We start from the raw sequence: 21,339 nt of genomic DNA, 5'->3' as shown, positions 1-21,339 counted from the left end.
GTGCCTCCGCGAACCCAGTCACCGTCCAGCCTAGTGGTCCCGAACTGCTCCGGCACCCATTAGGGTCGCTAGCGTCAGGCGTCGTCGAGAAGATCCGACGTGACCGCCGACTCGGTATCGGGAATCCCCTCGGTGCGCGCCTTCTTGTCGGCCATCGACAACAGGCGCCGGATCCGTCCCGCGACGGCGTCTTTGGTCATCGGCGGATCGGCGAGTTGACCGAGCTCCTCCAACGACGCCTGCCTGTGCGTGACACGCAATTGCCCCGCGGCGATGAGGTGGTCGGGGACTTCGTCGCCGAGGATCTCCAACGCCCGTTCGACCCGCGCGGCCGCGGCGACGGCGGCACGCGCGGACCGTCGTAGATTCGCGTCGTCGAAGTTCGCGAGGCGGTTCGCGGTTGCGCGCACCTCGCGTCGCATCCGTCGTTCCTCCCACACCAGACGAGTGTCATGTGCGCCCATGCGGGTAAGCAGGGCACCGATGGCCTCGCCGTCGCGGATCACCACGCGATCGGCTCCGCGCACCTCGCGTGCCTTGGCAGACACACCGAGCCGACGAGCGGCGCCGACGAGTGCGAGCGCCGCCTCGGGCCCGGGACAACTGACCTCAAGGGCCGACGAACGCCCGGGTTCGGTGAGTGATCCGTGCGCGAGAAATGCTCCGCGCCAAGCAGCTTCGGCGTCGGCGACGCTACCGCCGACAACCTGTGCAGGCAGTCCACGGACCGGTCGGCCACGCAGGTCGAGAAGTCCCGTCTGACGCGCGAGTCCCTCGCCGTCTTTGGTGACACGCACGATGTAGCGCGCGCTTTTACGGATGCCGCCGCTGCGGAGAACGTGGACATCGGAGGCATAGCCGTAGAGGTCGTGGATGTCGCGCCGTAGGCGGCGCGCAACGTTGCCCATGTCGACCTCGGCCTCGACCACCACGCGACCGGCGACGATGTGCAGGCCGCCCGCGAACCGCAACAGTGCAGACACCTCGGCTTTGCGGCAACTCACCTGTGTCACCGTGAGCCGGCTCAACTCGTCCTTCACGGCCGCGGTCATTGCCACCGGTCCCTTGCCTCCTGTCACCTGGTTCCCAAACCCCTCGATCGGGCGATTGTGCAGACACCCGAGTCACGCAACGCCCGCGCTGCAGACAATAGACCCAGCCTAGTCGGTGCCTTCACCTTCGCACAGTTCCTTCACCAGCGATGCAACCTTGACGGGGTCGTGTACGTGCTGACCGGGGACGGCCAGATCACCGACACGCAGTTGTGCGCCGAAGTTTTTCGCCGCCCGCACCAGGTGATCACGCTCGGCACCCGACGGTACAGACGCCGAGTCGACGACGACGTCGTCGATCGACAACGTGTCGTCGTGCGCGTGCAGGACGTGAAGGTGACGCTCGACCGAGAAGCCGGGCGTCTCCCCTGGTTCGGGTGCCAGGTTGACGAACAACATCTTGCGGGCTGCGCTCTGCCGCAACGCCTTTCGCTGGGCAGGCACAAGCACGTGCGGGATGACGCTCGAGAACCACGAGCCGGGACCGAGCACCACGAGGTCGGCGGCAGCGATGGCGTCGAGAGCGTCGTCACAGGCGGGCGGGTCGGGCGGCATCAGACGCACGCGACGCACCTTGCCCGGCGTCGTCGCGACCGCGACCTGTCCCCGGATGACCCGACTGATCCGTGGATCGGATTCGAGGCCGGAGACATCCGCCTCGATCTCCAATGGGCCGGTCGACATGGGAAGTACCCGGCCGTCGATGTCGAAAAGTCTGCCCAATTCATCGAGGGCCGCGACCGGGTCACCGAGAACCTCGGACAGGCCCGCGAGGAGCAGATTGCCGACGGGATGCCCTGCGAGTGCGCCGTATCCACCGAAACGATGCTGCAGAGTGCGAGCCCACAGCTCGTGACGGGAGCGCTCCATCGCGCCCGGTTCGGGATCGTCGTCGCGATCGTCGAGCGCGGCGGGCGCGCTCATCAGCGCGACCATCGCCATTCGCAGATCACCCGGAGGGATGATGTCGAGCTCACTCCGGAGCCTGCCGGACGAGCCGCCGTCGTCGGCAACCGTCACCACCGCCGTGACGTTCTGGCTGAGATACCTCATCGCCGTCAACGTCGCGTACAGGCCGTGGCCTCCACCGAGCGCGACGATGCGTTCCGGGCTGCTCATTCGCGCCCCAGATCGCGGTGCATCACGCGTACGTCGTACCGGGTCGAACCGGCGTCGTCTCCCGCAGCTTTCAACCGCGAAGCGAGTTCTTCGGCGATCGCGACGCTGCGATGCTTGCCGCCGGTGCACCCGACGCTGATCGTCATGTACCGCTTACCCTCACGCAGGTAGCCCTTGCCGACGACACCGACGAGGTCGGTGTAGAGATCGAGGAAATGCCCTGCCTCGTCGTGACCGAGCACGTAGTCGCGAACCGATTCGTCGCGGCCGTTCTTCTCACGCAACTCCGACACCCAGTAGGGGTTCGGCAGGAATCGGACATCGGCCACCATGTCGGAGTCGATCGGCAATCCGTACTTGAACCCGAACGACTGCACCGCGACGGACAGTCGTGGCTCGCCGTCGTGCGGATAGACCTCCTCGACGAGCTCACGCAGCTTCGAGACCGTCAACGACGACGTCTCGACGACGAGGTCGGCCGAGTTCTTGATCGGGGCGAGGATGACACGTTCGCGAGCGATACCTTCGACGAGAGTTTCGCTGCCCTGCAACGGATGTCGACGACGAACCTGCTCGAATCTGCGGACGAGCACCGGATCGGTCGCGTCGAGGAACAGGACCTTCGTAGCGATCCCCGCGAGTTCGAGCTGGGTGCGCAGAGACTCCAACTGGGCGCCGATCGTCGGATCGGATGCCCGCAGCACCACCGCCAGTCGGGTGACCGGCGGGTCGGACTCGCGCACGGTCTCGACGAGCGTCGAGAGCAGCGGAGCGGGGACGTTGTCGGCCACGTACCAGCCGTCGTCCTCCAAGATGTTGGCGACAGTCGATCGGCCTGCACCCGACATACCTGCCACAAACAGGACGACGAGTTGATCGTCGTCGGCGATCTCAGCCACTCTCTGCTCCCGTCTGGGTTGGAACACTTGGGACACCGTTCTGATCTGAAACATCGCTCTGGGCGGGAGCGCCCGCGTTGACGGGCTCCAGCGCGTCGTGGACCGCGCGCGCCGTCGCCTCGCCGATGCCGGGGACCTGTGCGATCTCGTCGATCGACGCCTCGCGCAGTCGGGCAACCGAACCGAAGTGGGTGACCAGCGCGGTGCGGCGCGCACGCCCGAGGCCGGCGACGCCGTCGAGCACCGATTCGGTCATCCGCTTACTGCGTTTACTGCGATGGAAGGTGATCGCGAACCGGTGGGCTTCGTCGCGCACCCGTTGCAGGAGGAACAACGCCTCGCTGTTGCGTGGCAGGATCACCGGATCGTCGTCGCCGGGTACCCACACCTCTTCGAGACGCTTGGCGAGGCCGATGACGGAGACGTCGTTGACGCCGAGTTCGTCGAGAACGGCTGCCGCAGCGTGGACCTGGGGCGCGCCGCCGTCGACGACGTACAGGTTGGGCGGATACGCGAACTTCTTCGGCGGAGGCGGCGCGGAATCGACCGCACGCGCGGAGATCTCGCCCGATGTCACGTGCACCGCTGCCGACGCGGCGGCCTCCTGGTCGGCGCGGTGACGCAGGAATCGCCTGCGGGTCACCTCCGCGATGGATGCCACGTCGTCGGAGTGTCCGTCACCGGCTGCCTGCCGAATCGAGTAGTGACGGTAGTCGGACTTGCGTGGCAGCCCGTCCTCGAACACGACGAGCGATGCGACGACGTCGGTTCCCTGGACGTGCGAGATGTCGACGCATTCGATCCGCAGTGGTGCCTGGTCGAGTCCGAGCGCTTCCTGCAATTCGGTCAGCGCGGCCGACCGCGTGGTGAGATCGCCTGCGCGCCTGAGCTTGTGCTGGGCGAGCGCCTCACCCGCATTACGCTCGACGGTCTCGAAGAGTGCGCGCTTGTCGCCTCTCTGCGGCACGCGCAGCCGGACCTTCGACCCACGCAGGCCCGAGAGCCACTCGGCGAGTTGCTCCTCGTCCGGTGGCAACTCCGGGACCAGGACTTCTCGTGGGATCGCCTCGCTGCCGTCGAGGTCGTCCTGCCGACCGTAGAACTGGGTGAGGAACTGCGAGACCTGCTCGGCCGTCGACTCGTCGTCCGGCTTCTCGACGACCCACCCTCGCTGCCCGCGCACGCGACCGTCGCGGACGTGGAAGATCTGCACCGAGACCTCGAGGTCGTCGCCGACCATCGCGACGACGTCGGCGTCGGTTCCGTCGCCGAGCACTACGGCCTGCTTCTCCATCGCGCGTCGCATCGCGCCGACGTCGTCGCGCAGCCGCGCCGCGCGCTCGAAGTCGAGTTGCTCTGCCGCCGTGTTCATCTCGCGTTCGAGGCGTCGAATCATCTGATCGGTGCGTCCGGCGAGGAAGTCGCAGAAGTCGTTGACGATTGCACGGTGCTCATCGGCACTCACGCGTCCGATGCACGGCGCAGCGCACTTGTCGATGTAGCCGAGCAGGCACGGACGATCGATCTGGCGATGACGTTTGAACACACCGGCGGAGCAGGTTCTGGCGGGAAAGACGCGAGTGAGGAGGTCGACCGTCTCGCGGATCGCCCACGCATGCGAGTAGGGACCGAAATACCGGACGCCCTTCTTACGCGGACCGCGGTAGACGAACAACCGCGGGTACTCCTCGTTCATGGTGACCGCGAGCATCGGGTAGGTCTTGTCGTCGCGATAGCGGACGTTGAACCGCGGATCGAATTCCTTGATCCAGTTGTACTCGAGCTGAAGCGCCTCGACCTCGGTGCCGACGACCGTCCACTCGACCGACGCCGCGGTCGTGACCATCCGACGCGTGCGTGGATGCAGCGACGCCACATCGGCGAAGTACGACGTGAGACGCGAGCGGAGGTTCTTGGCCTTGCCCACGTAGATGACGCGGCCGTGTGCATCGCGGAAACGGTAGACCCCGGGGTCGGTCGGAATCGTCCCCGGTGCGGGACGGTAGGTAGTCGGGTCTGCCACGGATTCCAGGCTAGTACGCGGTACCGACCGCAGCGGCGCACCCGCCGGTCAGGTCGATGTCGAACCGCTCTGGTACCGCGCTGCGAGTACGCGATAGCGATCCATCGCCTCGACAGCCCTGTCTCCGTCGCCCGCTTGGACCGCCAACACGGGGATGTGCTCGTCGGCCGGCAGGAGCAACTGCGCGCCGAACCCGCGGTCCGGGTAGGTCAATCCGCGCACCCGATCCCACCCGAACAGTCGGTCTCCCCACAGGTTGCGCACCGATACACCCTGGCGTCCGACGCGCAGCCGCGGCCGGGTGAAGAGCAGGATGGCGGCCGCGATGATCAGTCCGATGATGATGATCGCCGCCTGATCCGACGCCCCGATGTTCTCCGGGCCGGTGTCGGAGATCGTCAGCAACACGCCGAAGACGATGTGGATGGCCAGCACGACGATGGCGACAACGACGGCGATCCGCGCGAGTCGGCGTGGTCGGTAGATCATGTCCCACTCGGCGTCACCGTTGCGGGGGGAATCTGTCGACGCCATCTGCGGACTGCTCTCGGTCACGCGGGCGACCCGGCGGTGCTCAACGCGCGCAGTGTGAGCGCCGACGCCAACGCCGCGGCGGTCGCCTGGGCACCCTTGTCCTCCTTGGAGTCGGGAAGCCCGGCGCGGTCGAGGGCCTGCTGCTCGTTGAGCGTGGTCAGGACGCCGTTGCCGACAGGGGTCGACTCGTCGAGCGACACACGGGTCAGACCAGCGGTCACCGCGTCGCAGACGTATTCGAAATGAGGCGTCTCGCCCTTGATCACGACCCCGAGTGCCACGACCGCGTCGTGGGTCCGCGCCAGCGCCTGCACGATGACCGGCAGTTCGATGGCGCCCGCGACCTGGACGATGGTCGGGTTGTCGACGCCGTACTTGGCTGCCTCCCGCACCGCACCGTCGAGGAGCGCGGTACAGATCGTTGCGTGCCACTGCGACGACACGATGGCGAGCGAGATGTCGCCCGCATCGCCGAGGTCGAGTTCGGGTTCGCCCGCGCCGCTCATGCCTGTCCCGCCTCACCTGCGACCGCTGCGCCATCGGCGAGCGGTTCGTCGAGTCCGATGATGTCGTGGCCCATACGGTCGCGTTTGGTGCGCAGATACCGCAGGTTCTCCTTGTTCGCGCGCACCGGCATCGGTACACGTTCGACGATCTGCAGACCGTAGCCGTCGAGTCCGACCCGCTTCGCGGGATTGTTGGTCAGCAACCGCATCGAGGTGACGCCGAGGTCGGCGAGGATCTGCGCGCCGAGTCCGTAGTCACGCGAGTCTGCGGGCAGCCCGAGCTGAAGATTGGCGTCGACGGTGTCAGAGCCCGCGTCCTGCAGCTGGTAGGCCTGCAGCTTGTGCATGAGCCCGATGCCGCGGCCCTCGTGACCGCGCATGTAGAGCACCACGCCGCGACCCTCGGTGGCGACCATCTCCATCGCGGCGTCGAGTTGCGGCCCGCAGTCACAACGAAGCGATCCGAACACGTCACCGGTCAGGCATTCGGAGTGCACGCGCACCAGCACGTCGCTGCCGGTTCCGTCCTCGCCCGCGATGTCGCCCATCACCAACGCGACGTGCTCGACGTCGTCGTGAATGCTCGTGTAGCCGACCGCGCGGAACTCGCCGTGCCTGGTCGGGATCCGTGCGTCGGCGACGCGGACGACGTGCTTCTCGTGTCGACGCCGCCACGCGATGAGGTCGGCGATCGAGATGAGCGCAAGGTCGTGTTCGTCGGCGAAGACCCGCAGTTCGGGAGTCTGCGCCATCGAGCCCTCGTCCTTCTGCGAGACGATTTCGCAGATCACGCCCGCGGGGGTGAAGCCTGCGAGGCGCGCGAGGTCGACCGCGGCTTCGGTGTGTCCGGGGCGTCGAAGAACTCCCCCGTCCTTGGCCCGGAGCGGCACCACGTGGCCGGGTCGGGTGAAGTCGTTCGCGGTGCTCTCCGGGTCGGAGAGCTTCCGCATGGTCGTCGCACGGTCGGACGCGCTGATGCCGGTGCCGATGCCCTCACGCGCGTCGACCGTCACGGTGTAGGCGGTGCCGTGCTTGTCCTGGTTCACCGAGTACATCGGGGGCAGGCCGAGCCGGTCGCAGGTGTCGCCGTCGAGGGGCACGCACAGGTAGCCCGAGGTGTAGCGCACCATGAACGCAACCAGTTCCGGGGTCGCCTTCTCGGCGGCGAAGATCAGATCGCCCTCGTTCTCGCGGTCCTCGTCGTCGACGACGACGACAGCCTTACCGGCGGCGATGTCGGCGATGGCGCGCTCAACGGTGTCGAGCTCGACCGCCGTGTGCGTACCGGTGTCATCGGTGACTGGGCTCTCGGTGAGGGCGCTGTTGTCGGTGCTCATCTGTGTCACTTCACTCCTGCTGCGTCCGCGGGTGTCGCGGTGGTATTCGCCGACGCGAGACGTTCGACGTACTTGGCGATGACGTCGACTTCGAGGTTGACCACGGCACCCACCTGCGCCGTACCCAAGTTCGTCTCGTTCAACGTGGTGGGGATCAGGGAAATTTCGAACCAGCTCTGCCCGTTCCCGCCGGGTTCGGTACCGATGGCCGAAACCGTGAGGGACACTCCGTCGACAGTGATCGATCCCTTCTCCACGAGGTAGCGCGACAGCGTGTCGGGAACCGCGATGCGCACGACGGTCCAGTGCTCGGAGGGGGTCACGGAGGTCACCGATCCGGTTCCGTCGACGTGGCCCTGCACGATGTGGCCCCCGAAGCGTCCGTCCGCAGCCATTGCGCGTTCGAGGTTGACGCGGCTGCCGGTCGCGAGGACATCGAGCGAGCTGCGATTGAGGGATTCGGCCATCACGTCGACGGTGAACGCGCCGTCGGACGAAAGCTCCACGACGGTCAGGCACACGCCGTTGACCGCGATCGAGTCACCGTGTGAGGCGTCAGAGGTGACGAGCGGTCCGGAAATGGTGAATCGGGCCGAATCCGAAAGGTCGTCGCGCGCGACGATCGTGCCGAGTTCTTCGACGATGCCGGTGAACAATATGCGCTCCTGTCCTGCCCTCGTTGTGGGCGACCCGCTGCGTTCTGGGCTACCCGGCGTGTTCTGGCGAACACTGTCGGCAACCCGCTGGGGCGGACAGGGCGGCACACGTGTGCCGTCTTGTTCTCTCGCATCCGGACTATGACCGTCGGCTCCGGAATCACACCGGATCTGCTGACCCCGACCTTGTGGCCGGGCGCTCGCGGGCTTGTCGTCGCGAACCTGATCGCGACCACTCACCGCCGGTGGGGACTTTCACCCCGCCCCGAGAACGTCACTTTCGACGCTAGCACGCAGGTGAAGGGGTTCGACACTCACCCGAAACCCGCAATCCGCCACCGGTGCCCCTCACCGGGTGATAATTCCGATCAGCGGGCGTACATCGCCCACGCCGCAGTGCTCAACCGCAGCACTCAACCGCAATGTTCAACCTCATGGAAAGGCGGTGTCGCCGTGACCGCGAACACCGAGCGCAGTTCAACAGGACAGACGACGTCGTCGAAGCTCCTCGGACTCGCCGCACGCAACTGGATTCCACTCCTGCTCATCGTTCTGGGCGTCATCTTCATCGCGCAGAACACCCAACATGTGCGCATCAATTTCTTGTTCATCCACGTCGGAGCGTCGCTGTGGCTCGTCCTGACGATCATCGCGCTCGCGGGCGTCATCGCGGGATGGTTCATCGGCCGGAACCGCTTGAAGCGCAAGTAGGTTCAGCCGCGCGCCATGCGAATGAGAACGTCGTCGCCGAGTCGCTCGACGTCGGTGGTGGCGAATCTCTGCGCTTGCGCGAGTGTCGTGAGTGTCGGCCGATCGACAGATGCAGCACCTGCGCCGAGCACTGTCGGCGCAACGTAGGCCTCGATCTCATCGACGAGACCCGCGTCGACGAACGCACCGATGATCGCCGGTCCACCCTCGACGAGCACCCAGGTGGCGTCCGGAAGCGCCGCGAGGACGTCTGCCGGCTCGCGGCTGCGGACATGCAGAAACGGTGCGGCGTCGTCGCGGATGCGCGCCGACGAGTCGACGTCGCGCAACCCCATCGCCACCCTGGTCGGCTGGTGAGGTGCGAGAGTGTCGTCGGGCAGGCGCGCGGTGAGCGAGGGATCGTCGGCGAGAACGGTTCCGGTGCCGACGACGATGGCGTCGATCTGCCCACGCTGCCGGTGTGCGCGCGCCCGCGACTGAGGGCCGGTGATCCACCGACTCGTGCCGTCGGGTGCTGCGACCCGGCCGTCGACGGTCGACGCGATCTTCGCGGTGACGAACGGTCTGCCGTGCTCCTGCGTGAACAGCCAGTGGCGCAGCGGTCCGGTGCGCGCCTCGACGTCGAGGCGACCGGACTCGACGTCGACGCCCGCGTCGCGCAGCCGCATGTCCCCCCCGCTGGCGGTGGGATTGGGGTCGGCCACCGCGAACACCACGCGCGCGATCCCCGCGTCGACCAGAGCTTGCGAACAGGGGCCCGTGCGGCCTGTGTGATTGCAGGGTTCGAGTGTCACCACCGCGGTCGCGCCGCGCGCCGCGTCCCCCGCAGCACGCAGCGCCATGATCTCGGCATGCGGCCCACCAGGCGGCTGCGTGTGGCCGCGCGCGATGATCTCGCCGTCGGGCGACACGATCACCGCCCCGACGGGCGGGTTGGGAGAGCTGAGTCCCAGCGCGCCGACCGATTCCTCGATGGCTGACCGCATCGAAGAATCGAGCAGGGGGTCGTCAGTCGACACGAGCCCTGGCCGTGGCGGCCTGCTCGCGCAACGCTGCGACGGCCTTACCGGGATCGTCGGCGCCGTAGACGGCAGAGCCCGCGACGAAGCAGTCGACGCCCGCCTCCGCGGCCTGCTCGATGGTGTCGGCGTTGATTCCGCCGTCGATCTCGACGAGCAGTCGCAGATCCGACGAGTCGACAATCGTGCGCACGATCTTGACCTTCTCCAGCACCTCTGCGATGAACTTCTGTCCGCCGAAGCCCGGCTCGACACTCATCACGAGCAGCGTGTCGATGTCGCGCAGGATCTCCAGATATGGCTCGAGCGGCGTGTTCGGCTTGATCGCGAGGCCCGCCTTTGCGCCTGCGGCGCGGATGTCGCGCGCGACGTCGACGGGATCCGACGTCGCCTCGGCATGGAACGTGACGTTGTAGGCACCGGCCTCGGCGTAGGGCGGAGCCCAGCGCTTGGGATCGTCGATCATCAGGTGGCAGTCGAGGGGGATGTCGGTTGCCTTGAGCAGGCTCTCGACGACCGGGAGTCCAAGGGTGAGGTTCGGGACGAAATGTGCGTCCATCACGTCGACATGCAACCAGTCGGCACGAGTGCTGCCCGGATGCGCGACCGCGGCAGATTCGGCTGCGAGATTGGCGAAATCGGCGGAGAGAATCGACGGCGCGATCATCGGAGCGTTGGCGTCAGTCATGGCAGCCAATCTAACTGTCCACCGGCCCCGACGATGTGGCAGGTTCCGCGGAGGCAGTCGGCGGCACCTGCTCTTCACGCTCGGCGATCGGTGACCGCACCGCACGGAACGTCCACAGCTTGTTGACGGCGAAGTTGATGGGCATCGTGATCACGATCGTGATGATCTGGGCCCAGTATTCGCGCGAATGCAGGCCTGCCCCCTCGTGGAAGAACGACGACGAGAGGTAGATCGGCGACGTCGGATTGGTGAAGCCGACCTTCAGGAACATGCCAACGATCGCGGCGACGCTGCCGACCGCCAGAAATGGCCAGAACTCCGACCACCAGCTGGCATGTTTGGAGCTTTTGAAGGTCCATGTGCGGTTGAGCTGGAAATTCACGCAATTCGCCACGAGGAATCCGACGATCCAGACGATAACGGTGAACCGAAGGTTGAAGTCGGTTCCGCTGACGTGCCACACCACGTCGTTCGCCTTCGAGGTACCGCCGTGGGCCTTGTTCAGCAGGATCGCGACGACCATGTTGACGACGACTCCGCACGCCCCGACAATGCCGAAACGGACAAATTGGCCCATGCTACGTATGTGTTCGGCGTACCGGGCTGCGCGAAGATCGTTCACGTAAGGGCAATATACGTGGTCACCGCTCAAACTCCCGCACCGAGAATCCGCGCGCCGTGGAAAGTGATCACAATTGAGTGTTCTGAATGCGCTGCATTTCGCCCATCTGCCATAGCTGATGTCGACTCGTCGTCGTCGACGACGAGGTCGGCGGAACCCTCGTCATCGTCAGTTGCGCAACCGACGTCACGCTGCGTTGATCAGCGCCGCCAGTTCGGTCTCGAGCGCACTCTCCCCCGCCGGCCGGAAGCCGACAGCGGGCGGTGACGTGCTCCGGTGCTCGCGCCCCGAGGGTGTGATGACGTCGATCACGGTGATGTCGCCGAACTCGGTGCGCCGACGGTACTTCCAGCCGGGTAGTTCCTTGACCAGATTGTGGAGACGGCACAGCCCCTCGCCGTTCTCCGCGGTGGTTGGCCCACCACTGCGGTGAGCGAGGATGTGGTCGATGTGTTCGACGTGGCCGTTGCAGTAGGCAACCCTGCATCGCCTGTCGCGCCGGGCGACGAAGAGCGCCAGTGCCGCGGGAAAGCAGCGCGACTTTGCGTCCATCGAGACCAGCGTGCCGTCGGACGGCCTCGCGTACAGGCGTCTGAACGTTGACGCGATCTCACTATCGGGGTCGAAGCCCTCGGAGATGAGCTGACGTGCAATAGACGCCGGAATCGGCCCGTATCCCGGAACCTCCGCCGCCTTCTCGCCCCCGAGCATCGTGTCGGCCGACATGACGACGTTGACCGCGACGGGGACGGCGTCGGCCGATTTCTGTCCGGTGACCCGCTCGACGAGCGTGTCGGCCATGATCTGCGCGTGGCTTCGGTCGTCTGCACCGACGACCGAGTCGGCGTATCGCTTGAGTGCCGCGTAGACCGAGATTCCCTGCTTCATCGGCAGCAGCGCGGACAACTGAGTCATCAGATCGGGCGCCGGACGTACCGACACTCGACGATCCTTCTCGGCCTTCGCTTTTCGATCCACCACGGCCTGAGGTTCCAACTCGTACGCGTGCTGCTTGGCGAGCGCCTCGAGTTGGCGGTCGCCGACACCGTCGAGCGTCGTCGGATCTGCGCAGACTCGTCGGTCGATCTCCTCGCGTGTTTCGCGGGTGAGGTAGGCCGTCTCGCGGACCAGAATGGTGGCACGCCACTCCGTCAGCCGACCCGACGCCAGCGCGTCTCGCGTGTGGGGCATCTCGTGCTGGATCGCCCGCGCGAACCCGAGATACTGAGAACCCTTCTGCGAAGAGGCTTTTCGAGCGATTCCGACTTCGGCCGAGAGTCCCCTGCCCTGCCTCGCCTTCGGCACGCCACGCAGTTCCTCATCGGCGCGACGGAGTTCATCCAGCCGGGCGGCCTCACGCGCTTGCGCTGCGGCACAGGCGGATTTGATCTCTTCCAGAACGGTCAGCCGGGCGGCGGCATCGGCTTCAGACTCAGCGGCAGGCATCTCACCGAGCGCAGAAACCAGCGATTCCAGGTCACTGATTTCTGCGAGCATGAGACCCCCCGACGCCGTCGAATATTTGTTCTAGACTACCTCGAATCAGGCGGTGCCGCAAGCATTTTCGATCAATGCAGCACTGGATCGAACGCGCCGAGGAGTAGTGGTCACTCCTTCGTCAGCGCGGCCAGGAACATGGCGTCGGTGCCCTGCCGATGGGGCCAGAGCTGTACGTGCGGCCCGTCGCCGATCTCCTCGGTACCCACCAGCGGCCGGGCGTCGAGCTGGCGGGCCTCCGGGACGTCGTCGAGAACAGAGGCGACGAGCTCGGTCGTCTCCGCGGGGTGCGGCGAGCACGTCGAATAGACGACGACGCCGCCGGGGCGCACCATTCGTAAAGCCTCCGTAAGCAGTTCACGCTGCAGGCCTACGAGTTCGGTCACGTCGTCGGGAGTGCGCCGCCAGCGGGCCTCCGGTCGACGACGAAGCGAGCCGAGTCCCGAGCACGGGGCGTCCAGCAGAATCCTGTCGTAGCCCGGGGCCAGGCCCGTCTCGGGCGTGAGGTTGCGCGCGTCGCCGACGTGTACGTCGACGGGCATGTCGCGGGTGACACCCCGGATCAGGTCGGCGCGGTGTTCACTCACCTCGACGGCGTCGAGATGCGCACCGTCGATGTCGGCGATCGCGCCGATCAGCGCGGCCTTACCGCCGGGGCCCGCGCACATGTCCAACCATCGGCCGCCGTCCTCGCCGACGTCGGCGGCGGTGACAGCCCGTGCGACGAGCTGACTCCCCTCGTCCTGAACTCCCGCATAACCCTGACGCACAGCCTCGATGTCGCCGGGGTCTCCGCCCGGCAGGTACACCGCGTACGGCGAGTAGCGACCGACCTCGCCACCGCTCGTGAGGGCCAATTCCTCTGCGGTGATGAGTCCCGGGCGTGCGACGAGGTGCACGGGTGGTCGGTCGTCGTCGGCGGCGAGCGCGGCCTGCAGTTCGCCTGCGGAACCACCGAGCGCGTCGGAGAAGACCTCCGCGATCCAGCGCGGGTGCGCATATCGGAACGCCAGGTTTCCTACGAGGTCGTCCCAGATCGGCGGAGCCAGTTCGTCAACCCACAGGTCCTCGTCGCGTTGAGAGATCTTGCGCAGCACGGCATTCACGAAACCCGAAGGGCCCATGCCCTTTTCGCTACGAATGAGGTCGACGGACGTCGAGACCGCCGCGTGCGCCCCGATGCGGGTCCGCAGCAACTGGTAGGCACCGAGACGCAGTACATCGAGGACGTCGCCATCGATCTCGGACACCGGACGATTCGCGGCCGCGGCGATGATCGCGTCGAGAGTGCCGAACGCACGCGCGGTGCCGTAGGTCAGCTCCGTGGCCAGCGCGGCGTCACGTCCGGTGATCTTGCGTTCCCGCAATAGCTTCGGAAGTACGAGGTTGGCGTAGGCGTCGCGCTCGCGGACGGCGCGCAGGACGTCTCGGGCGACCTCGCGTACCGGATCGGCGGCCTTCTTCCGCAGCTTCGGATCACTCATGACAGCACCGTCTCCTCGTCGAGGCGCGCCCCACGCGCCCAATCTGTGGCCGGCATCTGCTTCTTACCCGGCGGCTGCACCCACCCGAGCCGCACGGGATCGGTGGCCGTACCCACGAACACCACCTTCTTGGTCACGACGACGCGCCCAGGCGCCAGATCCTTTGGCGCGGAAGGGTCGTCGGAGCCGACGAGACCGACCGGGCCGACCTTCACACGCGCGTCGCCGAGCGTCGTCCATGCGCCCGGTGCGGGAGTGTGCGCACGAATACGTCGATCGAGCAGGTGCGCAGGCAGATCCCACCGCACCCGCGCGTCGTCGACCTCGACCTTGGGTGCGTGGCTGACCCCGTCCGCGGGCTGCAGCACCGGCGACAGCGCACCCGCGGCGATCCCGTCCAGGGTGGACAGAAGCAGCGTCGACCCGGCGACGGCCAATCTGTCCAGCAGTTCTCCGCTGGTGTCGGTCGGGCGGATCGTCTCGGTCAGCACGCCGTACACGGGGCCGGTGTCGAGTCCCTTCTCCAGCAGGAAGGTGCTGGCGCCCGTGGTCTCGTCACCCGCGGCGATCGCGGCCTGCACCGGTGCGGCGCCACGCCATGCGGGCAACACCGAGAAGTGCAGGTTGATCCAGCCATGCGGTGGGATTTCGAGAACGTCCGGCGGAATCAGCCCGCCATAAGCGACGACGGCCCCGACGGCGGGTTGCCACCGAGCGAGAGCCTCGGCGACGTCGGCGTCGGACATCCGACGCGGAGTGATGACCTCGATGCCGTTCGCATCGGCCAGCTCGGCGATCGGTGACCGCGACACCTTACGACCACGCCCCGCGACCGCATCGGGTCGTGAGATCACACCGACGACCTCATGGTCGGGTGACTCGAGGAGCCGCTGCAGCGAGGGCACCGCGACCTCGGGTGTTCCGGCGAACACGATCCGCACGTCAGACTCCTTCGGCATCGTTGGGCGCAGACATTGCGCTCATCCGATGGTAGGTGGATCGACCTGCACACGGATCGGCCCGGTCTCATGATGTGTGTTGCGCCGCACCTGCGCCTCGGTCAGCGCCGCCGTCAGTTCGCGCCCGTGCCGACGATCGGTGCGCACCAGAATGCGTTCGATCTCAGCGCCGTCGGGAACACCTGCGGGAGGACGCACACCCGGCGGCAGTGGCACGGGCCCGAGAACGTCTGCGCCGGCGGGCAATTCGATCAGATCGGTGAACGCGTTGATCGACGCGGTGTCGCCGTCGATCGACGCCATCGTGACCGCGGGCGGAAAACCCAGCTCGACCCGATTGGCGAGTTCGTGCGCGGCGAAGCCCACCGGGTCCCACCGGATGACCGCTTGTACCGGGCTCAGTGAGGCGTCGGCGACGATCACCATCGCGCCGCCGTCGTGGCGCGCGCGGATCAGCGCACCGATCGCCATCCATCGGCGGACCGCGTTCTCGTCGACGCGTAGGTCGAATCTGTCGAGCTGGGCCCACGTGTCGAGGACGACCGCGGCTCCGTAACCGCCGTCGGCAACCGGCTCGGCGCCCGGCGTCGACACGACGACGCGCGCACCGCCGTCGACCCGGTCGTGGATCGACGAGCCACCGCTGGTGAGTACCGGGACCCCCGCGAACGCCCGTCCTAATTCCTCTGCGGTGCGACGAGCGCCCGTCGTCAGCGCCCTGACCTGCGTACCGCCGCACTCGACACAGCGAAAGCGCAACTCCACACGGCCACACCATCGGCAGGTGAGCTGCTGGTCGGCGCCCATCTGTACCGGCCCGTGACACGACCGGCAGCGCACGTGGGTACGACACCGCGCACACGCGAGCGATGGGATGTAGCCGCGCCGCGGCACGCTGAACAGGACCGGGGTGTCGGCGGCGATGGCCTTGCGCGCGGCGTCGAACGCCACCTCGGGTATACGTGCACTGTGCGCCAGCGGATCACGTGCCACGCGCGAATCCTCGTCGCTGATCGCGTCGATCCTGGGGCTGCGGTCGCGGACCGTCGCGCGCGCGGCCACGAGGTCGTGTGCCCAGCCCGCCTCGGCGAGCACCTGCGCCTCGGCGGTTCGTGCGAAACCACCGATCACGAGTCCGGCGCGCTCGATGTGCGCCCGCAACACCGCGACCTCGCGCGGATGCGGATACGGCGCTCGCGGCTCATCCAGGCTGTCGTCGCCGTCGTCCCAGATGACCATCAGTCCCAGATCGTGCACGGGCGCGAACACCGCGCTACGGGTCCCGAGCACGACGTCGGCAGCACCACGCCGCACCGCCAACCACCGCCGATACCTGGCGGTCGGGCCGAGTCCGGCGGCGAGGGTGACGCACCGGTCGCCGAGCAGCGGCTCACATGCTGCCGACAATCGGTCGAGGTCACGTTGATCGGGCACCACGACGACCACCCCGCGTCCCGCTGCGGCGACGTGGGCAGCGAGTTCGGCGAGTCGGGCAGGCCAGTCCTCCCCCGGCGTCGCCTGCCACAGCGCGCGCGGAGCGCCGTCGGCGAGTGAGTCTACGAAGGAGTCTGCGTTGAGATACGCACGCCACCCATCACGTTCGGGAACGACGACGTCCGACGTCGGCGCAGGCGTCTCCCCCTTCTCGGTGCGCGCATGTCGAGGCGGCACGGCAAGTCGGATCACGTCGGACATCGTGCCTGCGTAGCGCTCGGCCACGGCACGGCACACGAGCATCATCTCGGGTGAGAGCACCGGCTCGGGTGAGACGATCCGTTCGAGCCACCCCAGCTTGCCGGGATGCTCGGATTCTTCGACGCGGTCGAGAAGGAAGCCGTCGACGAGTCGGCCGGAGAACCGAACCCGCACACGGACACCCGGGACGGCATCGGCATCTTGCTCGGCGTCGATCAGATAATCGAAAGGCCGGTCGAGATGGGCCAGCCCGAGCATGGGCAGGACCTTCGCGACCGGCTTCGACGCTGCACGTTCTTTCTGCAGAACTGCGGCTTATGTCTTAGAGACCCGCTGCCGAGCGCAGCTTGTCGGCCCGGTCGGTGTTCTCCCAGGGCAGGTCCAGATCGGTGCGTCCGAAGTGGCCGTAGGCCGCCGTCGGGCCGTAGATCGGGCGCAGCAGGTCGAGATCGCGGATGATCGCGAGCGGCCGCAGATCGAAGGTCTCGGAGATCGCCTTGCGGATGACCTCGGGATCGGTCTTCTCCGTGCCGAAGGTCTCGACGAAGAGTCCGACGGGAGCTGCCTTGCCGATGGCGTAGGCGACCTGCACCTCGATGCGGCTGGCGAGACCGGCAGCGACAGCGTTCTTGGCGACCCAGCGCATGGCGTACGCCGCGCTGCGGTCGACCTTCGACGGATCCTTACCCGAGAAGGCACCACCACCGTGGCGGGCCATGCCGCCGTAGGTGTCGACGATGATCTTGCGTCCGGTCAAGCCGGCGTCGCCCATGGGGCCGCCGAGCACGAACTTGCCCGTGGGGTTGACCAGCAGTCGGTAGCCCTCGGTGGTGAAGCCGGGCAGATCCAGCTCGGCGAGGACGGGATCGATCACCTGCGACTTGATGTCGGGGGTGAGCATCTTCTCGAGGTCGATATCGGCTGCGTGCTGCGTCGAGACGACGACGGTGTCGAGTCGGACCGGCTTGTCGCCGTCGTATTCGATGGTGACCTGGGTCTTGCCGTCGGGTCGCAGGTACGGCAGCGTGCCGTTCTTGCGAACCTCGGTGAGCCGACGCGACAGTCGATGGGCGAGCGCGATCGGCACCGGCATCAGCTCGGGTGTCTCGTCGGTGGCGTACCCGAACATGAGTCCCTGGTCGCCCGCGCCCTGAGCGTCGATCTCGTCCTCGGAGATGCCGCTGCGGCTCTCGTGCGAGTTGAACACACCGCCCGCGATATCGGGCGACTGAGCGCCGATTGCCACGTTCACACCGCACGACGCGCCGTCGAAGCCCTTGGTGGACGAGTCGTAGCCGATTTCGAGGATCTTGCTGCGGACGATGCCGGGGATATCGACGTAGGCGGTCGTCGTGACCTCTCCTGCCACGTGAACCTGCCCGGTGGTGACGAGGGTCTCGACGGCAACGCGGGCCTTCGGGTCGTCGGTGAGGATCGCGTCGAGGACCGAATCGCTGATGGCGTCGCAGATCTTGTCCGGATGGCCCTCCGTGACCGACTCACTGGTGAACAGGCGTGACGCAGAGCTGGTCATCTGATCCTCTCAAACATGTGTCCCCCCACTGGGAGCACACGGCAATTCGAATGATCGCCGTTGGTGGTCTCGTGGATTACAAACCTACACACTCGTCCCGACATCCGATTGACGAGGTGGAGCGCGAACCTAATCAGGCAGCAAAGCGTGAACTTCGTCAAGTATTCGGCTCGCCATGAGTGTTTTCGAACCGTACGGAAGCGACGTTTCGTTGCCGTTCGCTGCGAGTAACCAGCCGGTATTGTCCTCGGTTCCGAAGGCCTTGCCGTCGCCGACCGCGTTCACGACGAGTAGATCGCAGCCCTTTCGGCGCAGCTTCTCGCGGCCGTGGTCGAGCACGCCGCCGTGTTCGTCTCCGGTCTCGGCCGCGAAGCCGACGATCACGACCTCGGACGGGATGGCTCCGGACTCGCGGGACTGCACGAGACCCCGCAAGATATCCGGATTGGTCGTCAGCTCGATCGGCGCGGGGCCGTCGTCGTTCTTCTTGATCTTGGTGTCGTTGACGGTGATCGGCCGGAAGTCGGCGACGGCCGCCGCCATGATCACCGCGTCGGCGTCTGCGGCACGCTTGGTCATCTCGTCGGCGAGTTCTCGCGCATCCTCGATGTGGACGACGTCGACGCCTGCCGGTTCGCCCGCCTCGTTGGTCGAACCCGCGACGACGGTCACGTGGGCTCCGCGCTGCGCTGCGGCGCGTGCGAGAGCGAATCCCTGCTTGCCCGAACTGCGGTTGCCGAGGTAGCGCACGGGGTCGAGCGGTTCGCGGGTGCCTCCGGCGCTGATCACGATGCGCGCTCCGGCCAGGTCGTATGGCAGCGCGTCGGAGCGGTCGAGCAGCAGTTCGCCGAGAAGCGCGATCTCCTGCGGCTCGGGTAGGCGTCCGGCACCGGTGTCGCGACCGGTCAGCCTTCCGGAGGCCGGTGTCACGACGGTGGCGCCGCGCTCACGCAACGTGGCGACGTTGGCCTGCGTTGCGGGGTGCTCCCACATCTCCGTGTGCATGGCGGGCACGAACATCACCGGACACGTGACCGTCAGCAGCGACGCGGTCAGCAGGTCGTCGGCGCGCCCCGTCGCGGCCCGCGCCATGAGGTCGGCTGTGGCAGGCGCGACGATCACCAGGTCGGCGCCCTGCCCCAATCGGACGTGCGGCACCTCGTCGACGTGCTCGAAGACCTCGGTGGACACCGGATGACCCGACAGTGCCTCCAGGGTCGCCGCGCCGACGAATTCGAGGGCCGCACGAGTCGGGATGACCCGCACCTCGTGTCCGGCCTCGGTGAAGTGTCGGATGACCGAGCACACCTTGTACGCGGCGATACCGCCGCCGACGCCGACCAGAATGCGCCGCTTGGCGCCCGGAGTGGTCATCTCCTGTGGGTACTACTCGCCCTCGGTGTGCTGCAGCAGATCCGAGTGGATCTCACGCATGGCGATCGACAGCGGCTTCTCCTGCATACCCGGCTCGACGAGCGGGCCAACGTACTCGAGGATGCCGTCGCCGAGCTGGTTGTAGTAGTCGTTGATCTGACGTGCGCGCTTTGCCGCGTAGATCACCAGGGCGTACTTCGACGATGCGCGCTCGAGCAGATCGTCGATCGGAGGATTGGTGATTCCGAGCGGTGTGTCGTACGACGGTGCGTCGACGATCTCGGGGGTGTCGAAATTGGTCTGCGTGCTCACGCGAACTCCTGCTTTGTATTGTCGGATCCAACCAGCAAGGATACCAACTGGCGGGCGGCTGAGTCGACTTCGTTGTTGACCACCACGTGGTCGAACTCGCCCTGCGCGTCCATTTCGGTTCTGGCGGTTTCGAGACGACGCTGTGCCGCCTCGGGTGTTTCGGTGCCGCGACCTGCGAGTCGTTCGACGAGATCGTCCCAACTCGGCGGCGCGAGGAAGACGGTGATGGCCTCGGGAAGTCGGCGTACCGCGTTGCGTGCGCCGGCCAGGTCGACCTCCAACAGTACCGGCTGTCCCTTGGCGAGCGCGTTTTCGACAGGCTTCGCCGGCGTGCCCGATCGCTGGAGTCCGCCGTGGATCTCTGCCCACTCGAGGAACTCGTCGTCGGCGATCATGCGATCGAACTCGGCGTCGGAAACGAAGTAATAGTCGCGGCCGTCGACCTCGCCGGGGCGCGGCGCGCGCGTCGTGGCGGAGACGCTGAAGAACAGGGTTGGCACGAGCTCGCGGACTCGTCTCACGACGGTCGACTTACCCACGGCCGAGGGGCCGACCAGAATAACCAGTCGGCCCCTCGTGTGTGTGTTCTGCCCGCTCAGGACGGGAACTTCTCGAGCAGCGCCTTGCGCTGACGATCGCCGAGGCCGCGCAGGCGGCGCGTCGGGGCGATCTCGAGTTCGGTCATGATTTCCTGCGCCTTGACCTTGCCAACCTTCGGCAACGCCTCGAGCAGAGCCGAGACCTTCATCTTGCCGAGGATCTCATCGGTCTCGGCATCCTTGAGCACCTGCGAGAGATCGGTGCCGCCGCGCTTGAGACGCTCCTTGAGCTCGGCGCGTACTCGGCGAGCGGCAGCTGCCTTCTCCAACGCAGCGGCGCGCTGCTCGTCTGTCAACTGGGGAAGCGCCACGGGTTCCTCCGTCTTTCGTTCTCGAACTGACTACACCGGCGCCCGGGGCAGGCTCCGGCGGCGTGTGGCCGCGGGTCCCGACGTGTACTCGCCCCGATCTGGGGCGACATCACCTCGAATGACTGCAGCGAAAGCGACCGTACCCATCTGAACAGGCATTTGCGAGAGGCACCCCCGCGTTTTCGGTCGGCCTCGGTGATGTAGAGGGTTCGGAAACTCCCTGCTCACCGACGACCCGGCAGAGCCTACGCGTTCGCTGTGACAGACCACGAATCCGAATAAACCCGCAGGTCACAGACCCGGCTCCGTGACACGATCGTTTCCGACGCCCCGAAGTCGTCGATGCTCGTCGAATCCTGCCTGGTACTGCTGTGACAGCAGTTGCGACCGACAAACTCAGCGAATTGA

21 protein-coding genes and 1 riboswitch are annotated in these 21,339 nt (G+C 66.7%); of the genes, 1 reads left to right on the top strand and 20 read right to left on the bottom strand.

All coding sequences use genetic code 11. The annotated features are described in order from the left end of the window. Window positions 1-74: 74 nt before the first annotated feature. The 8 genes from whiA to ABW18_RS01905 form a co-directional block, all read right to left on the bottom strand. Window positions 75-1,052 carry a DNA-binding protein WhiA gene (gene whiA, locus ABW18_RS01940; RefSeq protein WP_200903193.1) on the bottom strand — a complete coding sequence of 326 codons (978 nt, stop codon included), beginning with the start codon at window positions 1,050-1,052 and terminating at the stop codon, window positions 75-77. A 108-nt stretch (window positions 1,053-1,160) separates the two neighbouring features. Beyond that, a complete protein-coding gene (locus tag ABW18_RS01935; protein ID WP_049697292.1) occupies window positions 1,161-2,171 on the bottom strand; it encodes a gluconeogenesis factor YvcK family protein in 1,011 nt (336 codons plus the stop codon). Next, window positions 2,168-3,070 carry an RNase adapter RapZ gene (rapZ, locus tag ABW18_RS01930; RefSeq protein WP_049697291.1) on the bottom strand — a complete coding sequence of 301 codons (903 nt, stop codon included), beginning with the start codon at window positions 3,068-3,070 and terminating at the stop codon, window positions 2,168-2,170. The genes ABW18_RS01935 and rapZ overlap by 4 nt, the downstream gene beginning before the upstream one ends. Then, entirely contained in the window at window positions 3,063-5,093 is a 2,031-nt protein-coding gene (gene uvrC / locus ABW18_RS01925; RefSeq protein ID WP_049697290.1) for an excinuclease ABC subunit UvrC, read from the bottom strand. Before uvrC ends, rapZ begins: the two co-directional genes overlap by 8 nt. Before the next feature lie 48 nt (window positions 5,094-5,141). Then, the gene (locus tag ABW18_RS01920; protein ID WP_200903204.1) at window positions 5,142-5,627 is read right to left on the bottom strand and encodes a PH domain-containing protein; all 486 of its coding nucleotides are present in this window, start codon (window positions 5,625-5,627) and stop codon (window positions 5,142-5,144) included. Window positions 5,628-5,644: 17 nt separating this feature from the next. Beyond that, on the bottom strand, window positions 5,645-6,133 hold the full coding sequence (gene ribH, locus ABW18_RS01915; protein WP_049697288.1) for a 6,7-dimethyl-8-ribityllumazine synthase: 489 nt from the start codon (window positions 6,131-6,133) through the stop codon (window positions 5,645-5,647). Further along, complete coding sequence (locus tag ABW18_RS01910; protein WP_049697513.1) at window positions 6,130-7,470, bottom strand: bifunctional 3,4-dihydroxy-2-butanone-4-phosphate synthase/GTP cyclohydrolase II; 1,341 nt, start codon at window positions 7,468-7,470, stop codon at window positions 6,130-6,132. The genes ribH and ABW18_RS01910 overlap by 4 nt, the downstream gene beginning before the upstream one ends. A 5-nt stretch (window positions 7,471-7,475) precedes the next feature. Beyond that, a complete protein-coding gene (locus ABW18_RS01905) occupies window positions 7,476-8,126 on the bottom strand; it encodes a riboflavin synthase (RefSeq protein ID WP_049697287.1) in 651 nt (216 codons plus the stop codon). 118 nt (window positions 8,127-8,244) lie between these two features. Then, window positions 8,245-8,403, bottom strand: a riboswitch (FMN riboswitch). Window positions 8,404-8,579: 176 nt separating this feature from the next. Here ABW18_RS01905 and ABW18_RS01900 point away from each other — a divergent pair. Beyond that, entirely contained in the window at window positions 8,580-8,837 is a 258-nt protein-coding gene (locus ABW18_RS01900; protein WP_049697512.1) for a lipopolysaccharide assembly protein LapA domain-containing protein, read from the top strand. A 2-nt stretch (window positions 8,838-8,839) separates the two neighbouring features. Here the strand turns inward: ABW18_RS01900 and ribD are convergent, their stop codons facing one another. From ribD to mihF, 12 genes are all read right to left on the bottom strand, one after another. Next, entirely contained in the window at window positions 8,840-9,823 is a 984-nt protein-coding gene (ribD, locus tag ABW18_RS01895; protein WP_049697511.1) for a bifunctional diaminohydroxyphosphoribosylaminopyrimidine deaminase/5-amino-6-(5-phosphoribosylamino)uracil reductase RibD, read from the bottom strand. Window positions 9,824-9,845: 22 nt separating this feature from the next. Further along, window positions 9,846-10,544 carry a ribulose-phosphate 3-epimerase gene (gene rpe / locus ABW18_RS01890; RefSeq protein ID WP_235434263.1) on the bottom strand — a complete coding sequence of 233 codons (699 nt, stop codon included), beginning with the start codon at window positions 10,542-10,544 and terminating at the stop codon, window positions 9,846-9,848. 10 nt (window positions 10,545-10,554) lie between these two features. Then, on the bottom strand, window positions 10,555-11,121 hold the full coding sequence (locus ABW18_RS01885) for a GtrA family protein (protein ID WP_049697509.1): 567 nt from the start codon (window positions 11,119-11,121) through the stop codon (window positions 10,555-10,557). A 231-nt stretch (window positions 11,122-11,352) separates the two neighbouring features. After that, entirely contained in the window at window positions 11,353-12,663 is a 1,311-nt protein-coding gene (locus ABW18_RS01880; RefSeq protein ID WP_083444274.1) for an HNH endonuclease, read from the bottom strand. Between the two features lie 110 nt (window positions 12,664-12,773). Continuing rightward, the gene (locus ABW18_RS01875; RefSeq protein ID WP_049697286.1) at window positions 12,774-14,147 is read right to left on the bottom strand and encodes an RsmB/NOP family class I SAM-dependent RNA methyltransferase; all 1,374 of its coding nucleotides are present in this window, start codon (window positions 14,145-14,147) and stop codon (window positions 12,774-12,776) included. Next, window positions 14,144-15,088, bottom strand: a complete 945-nt coding sequence (gene fmt, locus ABW18_RS01870) for a methionyl-tRNA formyltransferase (RefSeq protein WP_049697285.1) — start codon at window positions 15,086-15,088, stop codon at window positions 14,144-14,146. The genes ABW18_RS01875 and fmt overlap by 4 nt, the downstream gene beginning before the upstream one ends. Before the next feature lie 39 nt (window positions 15,089-15,127). Continuing rightward, window positions 15,128-17,059 carry a primosomal protein N' gene (locus tag ABW18_RS01865; protein ID WP_049697284.1) on the bottom strand — a complete coding sequence of 644 codons (1,932 nt, stop codon included), beginning with the start codon at window positions 17,057-17,059 and terminating at the stop codon, window positions 15,128-15,130. 64 nt (window positions 17,060-17,123) lie between these two features. Then, window positions 17,124-18,335 carry a methionine adenosyltransferase gene (metK, locus tag ABW18_RS01860; RefSeq protein ID WP_005202699.1) on the bottom strand — a complete coding sequence of 404 codons (1,212 nt, stop codon included), beginning with the start codon at window positions 18,333-18,335 and terminating at the stop codon, window positions 17,124-17,126. Window positions 18,336-18,464: 129 nt separating this feature from the next. Continuing rightward, on the bottom strand, window positions 18,465-19,709 hold the full coding sequence (gene coaBC, locus ABW18_RS01855) for a bifunctional phosphopantothenoylcysteine decarboxylase/phosphopantothenate--cysteine ligase CoaBC (protein WP_049697283.1): 1,245 nt from the start codon (window positions 19,707-19,709) through the stop codon (window positions 18,465-18,467). A 12-nt stretch (window positions 19,710-19,721) separates the two neighbouring features. Further along, on the bottom strand, window positions 19,722-20,021 hold the full coding sequence (rpoZ, locus tag ABW18_RS01850) for a DNA-directed RNA polymerase subunit omega (RefSeq protein ID WP_005202695.1): 300 nt from the start codon (window positions 20,019-20,021) through the stop codon (window positions 19,722-19,724). After that, a complete protein-coding gene (gmk, locus tag ABW18_RS01845; RefSeq protein WP_197500791.1) occupies window positions 20,018-20,620 on the bottom strand; it encodes a guanylate kinase in 603 nt (200 codons plus the stop codon). Before gmk ends, rpoZ begins: the two co-directional genes overlap by 4 nt. Beyond that, window positions 20,617-20,931, bottom strand: coding sequence for an integration host factor, actinobacterial type (gene mihF / locus ABW18_RS01840; RefSeq protein WP_005173231.1), 315 nt, complete (start codon window positions 20,929-20,931; stop codon window positions 20,617-20,619). The genes gmk and mihF overlap by 4 nt, the downstream gene beginning before the upstream one ends. Window positions 20,932-21,339 lie beyond the last annotated feature (408 nt).

Origin of the sequence: Gordonia jacobaea, from assembly GCF_001186365.1 — a bacterium.
In the GTDB taxonomy this organism is placed as follows: domain Bacteria; phylum Actinomycetota; class Actinomycetes; order Mycobacteriales; family Mycobacteriaceae; genus Gordonia; species Gordonia jacobaea.
The sequence above is the reverse complement of the archived record's forward strand: the minus strand, read 5'-3'. Positions and strand labels throughout refer to the sequence as shown.

Coding starts and splice junctions, on each gene's coding strand:
- whiA (WP_200903193.1), bottom strand. CDS start 1,052: ATGACCGCGGCCGTGAAGGACGAGTTGAGCCGGCTCACGGTGACACAG.
- ABW18_RS01935 (WP_049697292.1), bottom strand. CDS start 2,171: ATGAGCAGCCCGGAACGCATCGTCGCGCTCGGTGGAGGCCACGGCCTG.
- ABW18_RS01920 (WP_200903204.1), bottom strand. CDS start 5,627: ATGGCGTCGACAGATTCCCCCCGCAACGGTGACGCCGAGTGGGACATG.
- ribH (WP_049697288.1), bottom strand. CDS start 6,133: ATGAGCGGCGCGGGCGAACCCGAACTCGACCTCGGCGATGCGGGCGAC.
- ABW18_RS01910 (WP_049697513.1), bottom strand. CDS start 7,470: ATGAGCACCGACAACAGCGCCCTCACCGAGAGCCCAGTCACCGATGAC.
- ribD (WP_049697511.1), bottom strand. CDS start 9,823: ATGCGGTCAGCCATCGAGGAATCGGTCGGCGCGCTGGGACTCAGCTCT.
- rpe (WP_235434263.1), bottom strand. CDS start 10,544: ATGACTGACGCCAACGCTCCGATGATCGCGCCGTCGATTCTCTCCGCC.
- ABW18_RS01885 (WP_049697509.1), bottom strand. CDS start 11,121: ATGGGCCAATTTGTCCGTTTCGGCATTGTCGGGGCGTGCGGAGTCGTC.
- ABW18_RS01880 (WP_083444274.1), bottom strand. CDS start 12,663: ATGCTCGCAGAAATCAGTGACCTGGAATCGCTGGTTTCTGCGCTCGGT.
- ABW18_RS01875 (WP_049697286.1), bottom strand. CDS start 14,147: ATGAGTGATCCGAAGCTGCGGAAGAAGGCCGCCGATCCGGTACGCGAG.
- ABW18_RS01865 (WP_049697284.1), bottom strand. CDS start 17,059: ATGCTCGGGCTGGCCCATCTCGACCGGCCTTTCGATTATCTGATCGAC.
- metK (WP_005202699.1), bottom strand. CDS start 18,335: ATGACCAGCTCTGCGTCACGCCTGTTCACCAGTGAGTCGGTCACGGAG.
- coaBC (WP_049697283.1), bottom strand. CDS start 19,709: ATGACCACTCCGGGCGCCAAGCGGCGCATTCTGGTCGGCGTCGGCGGC.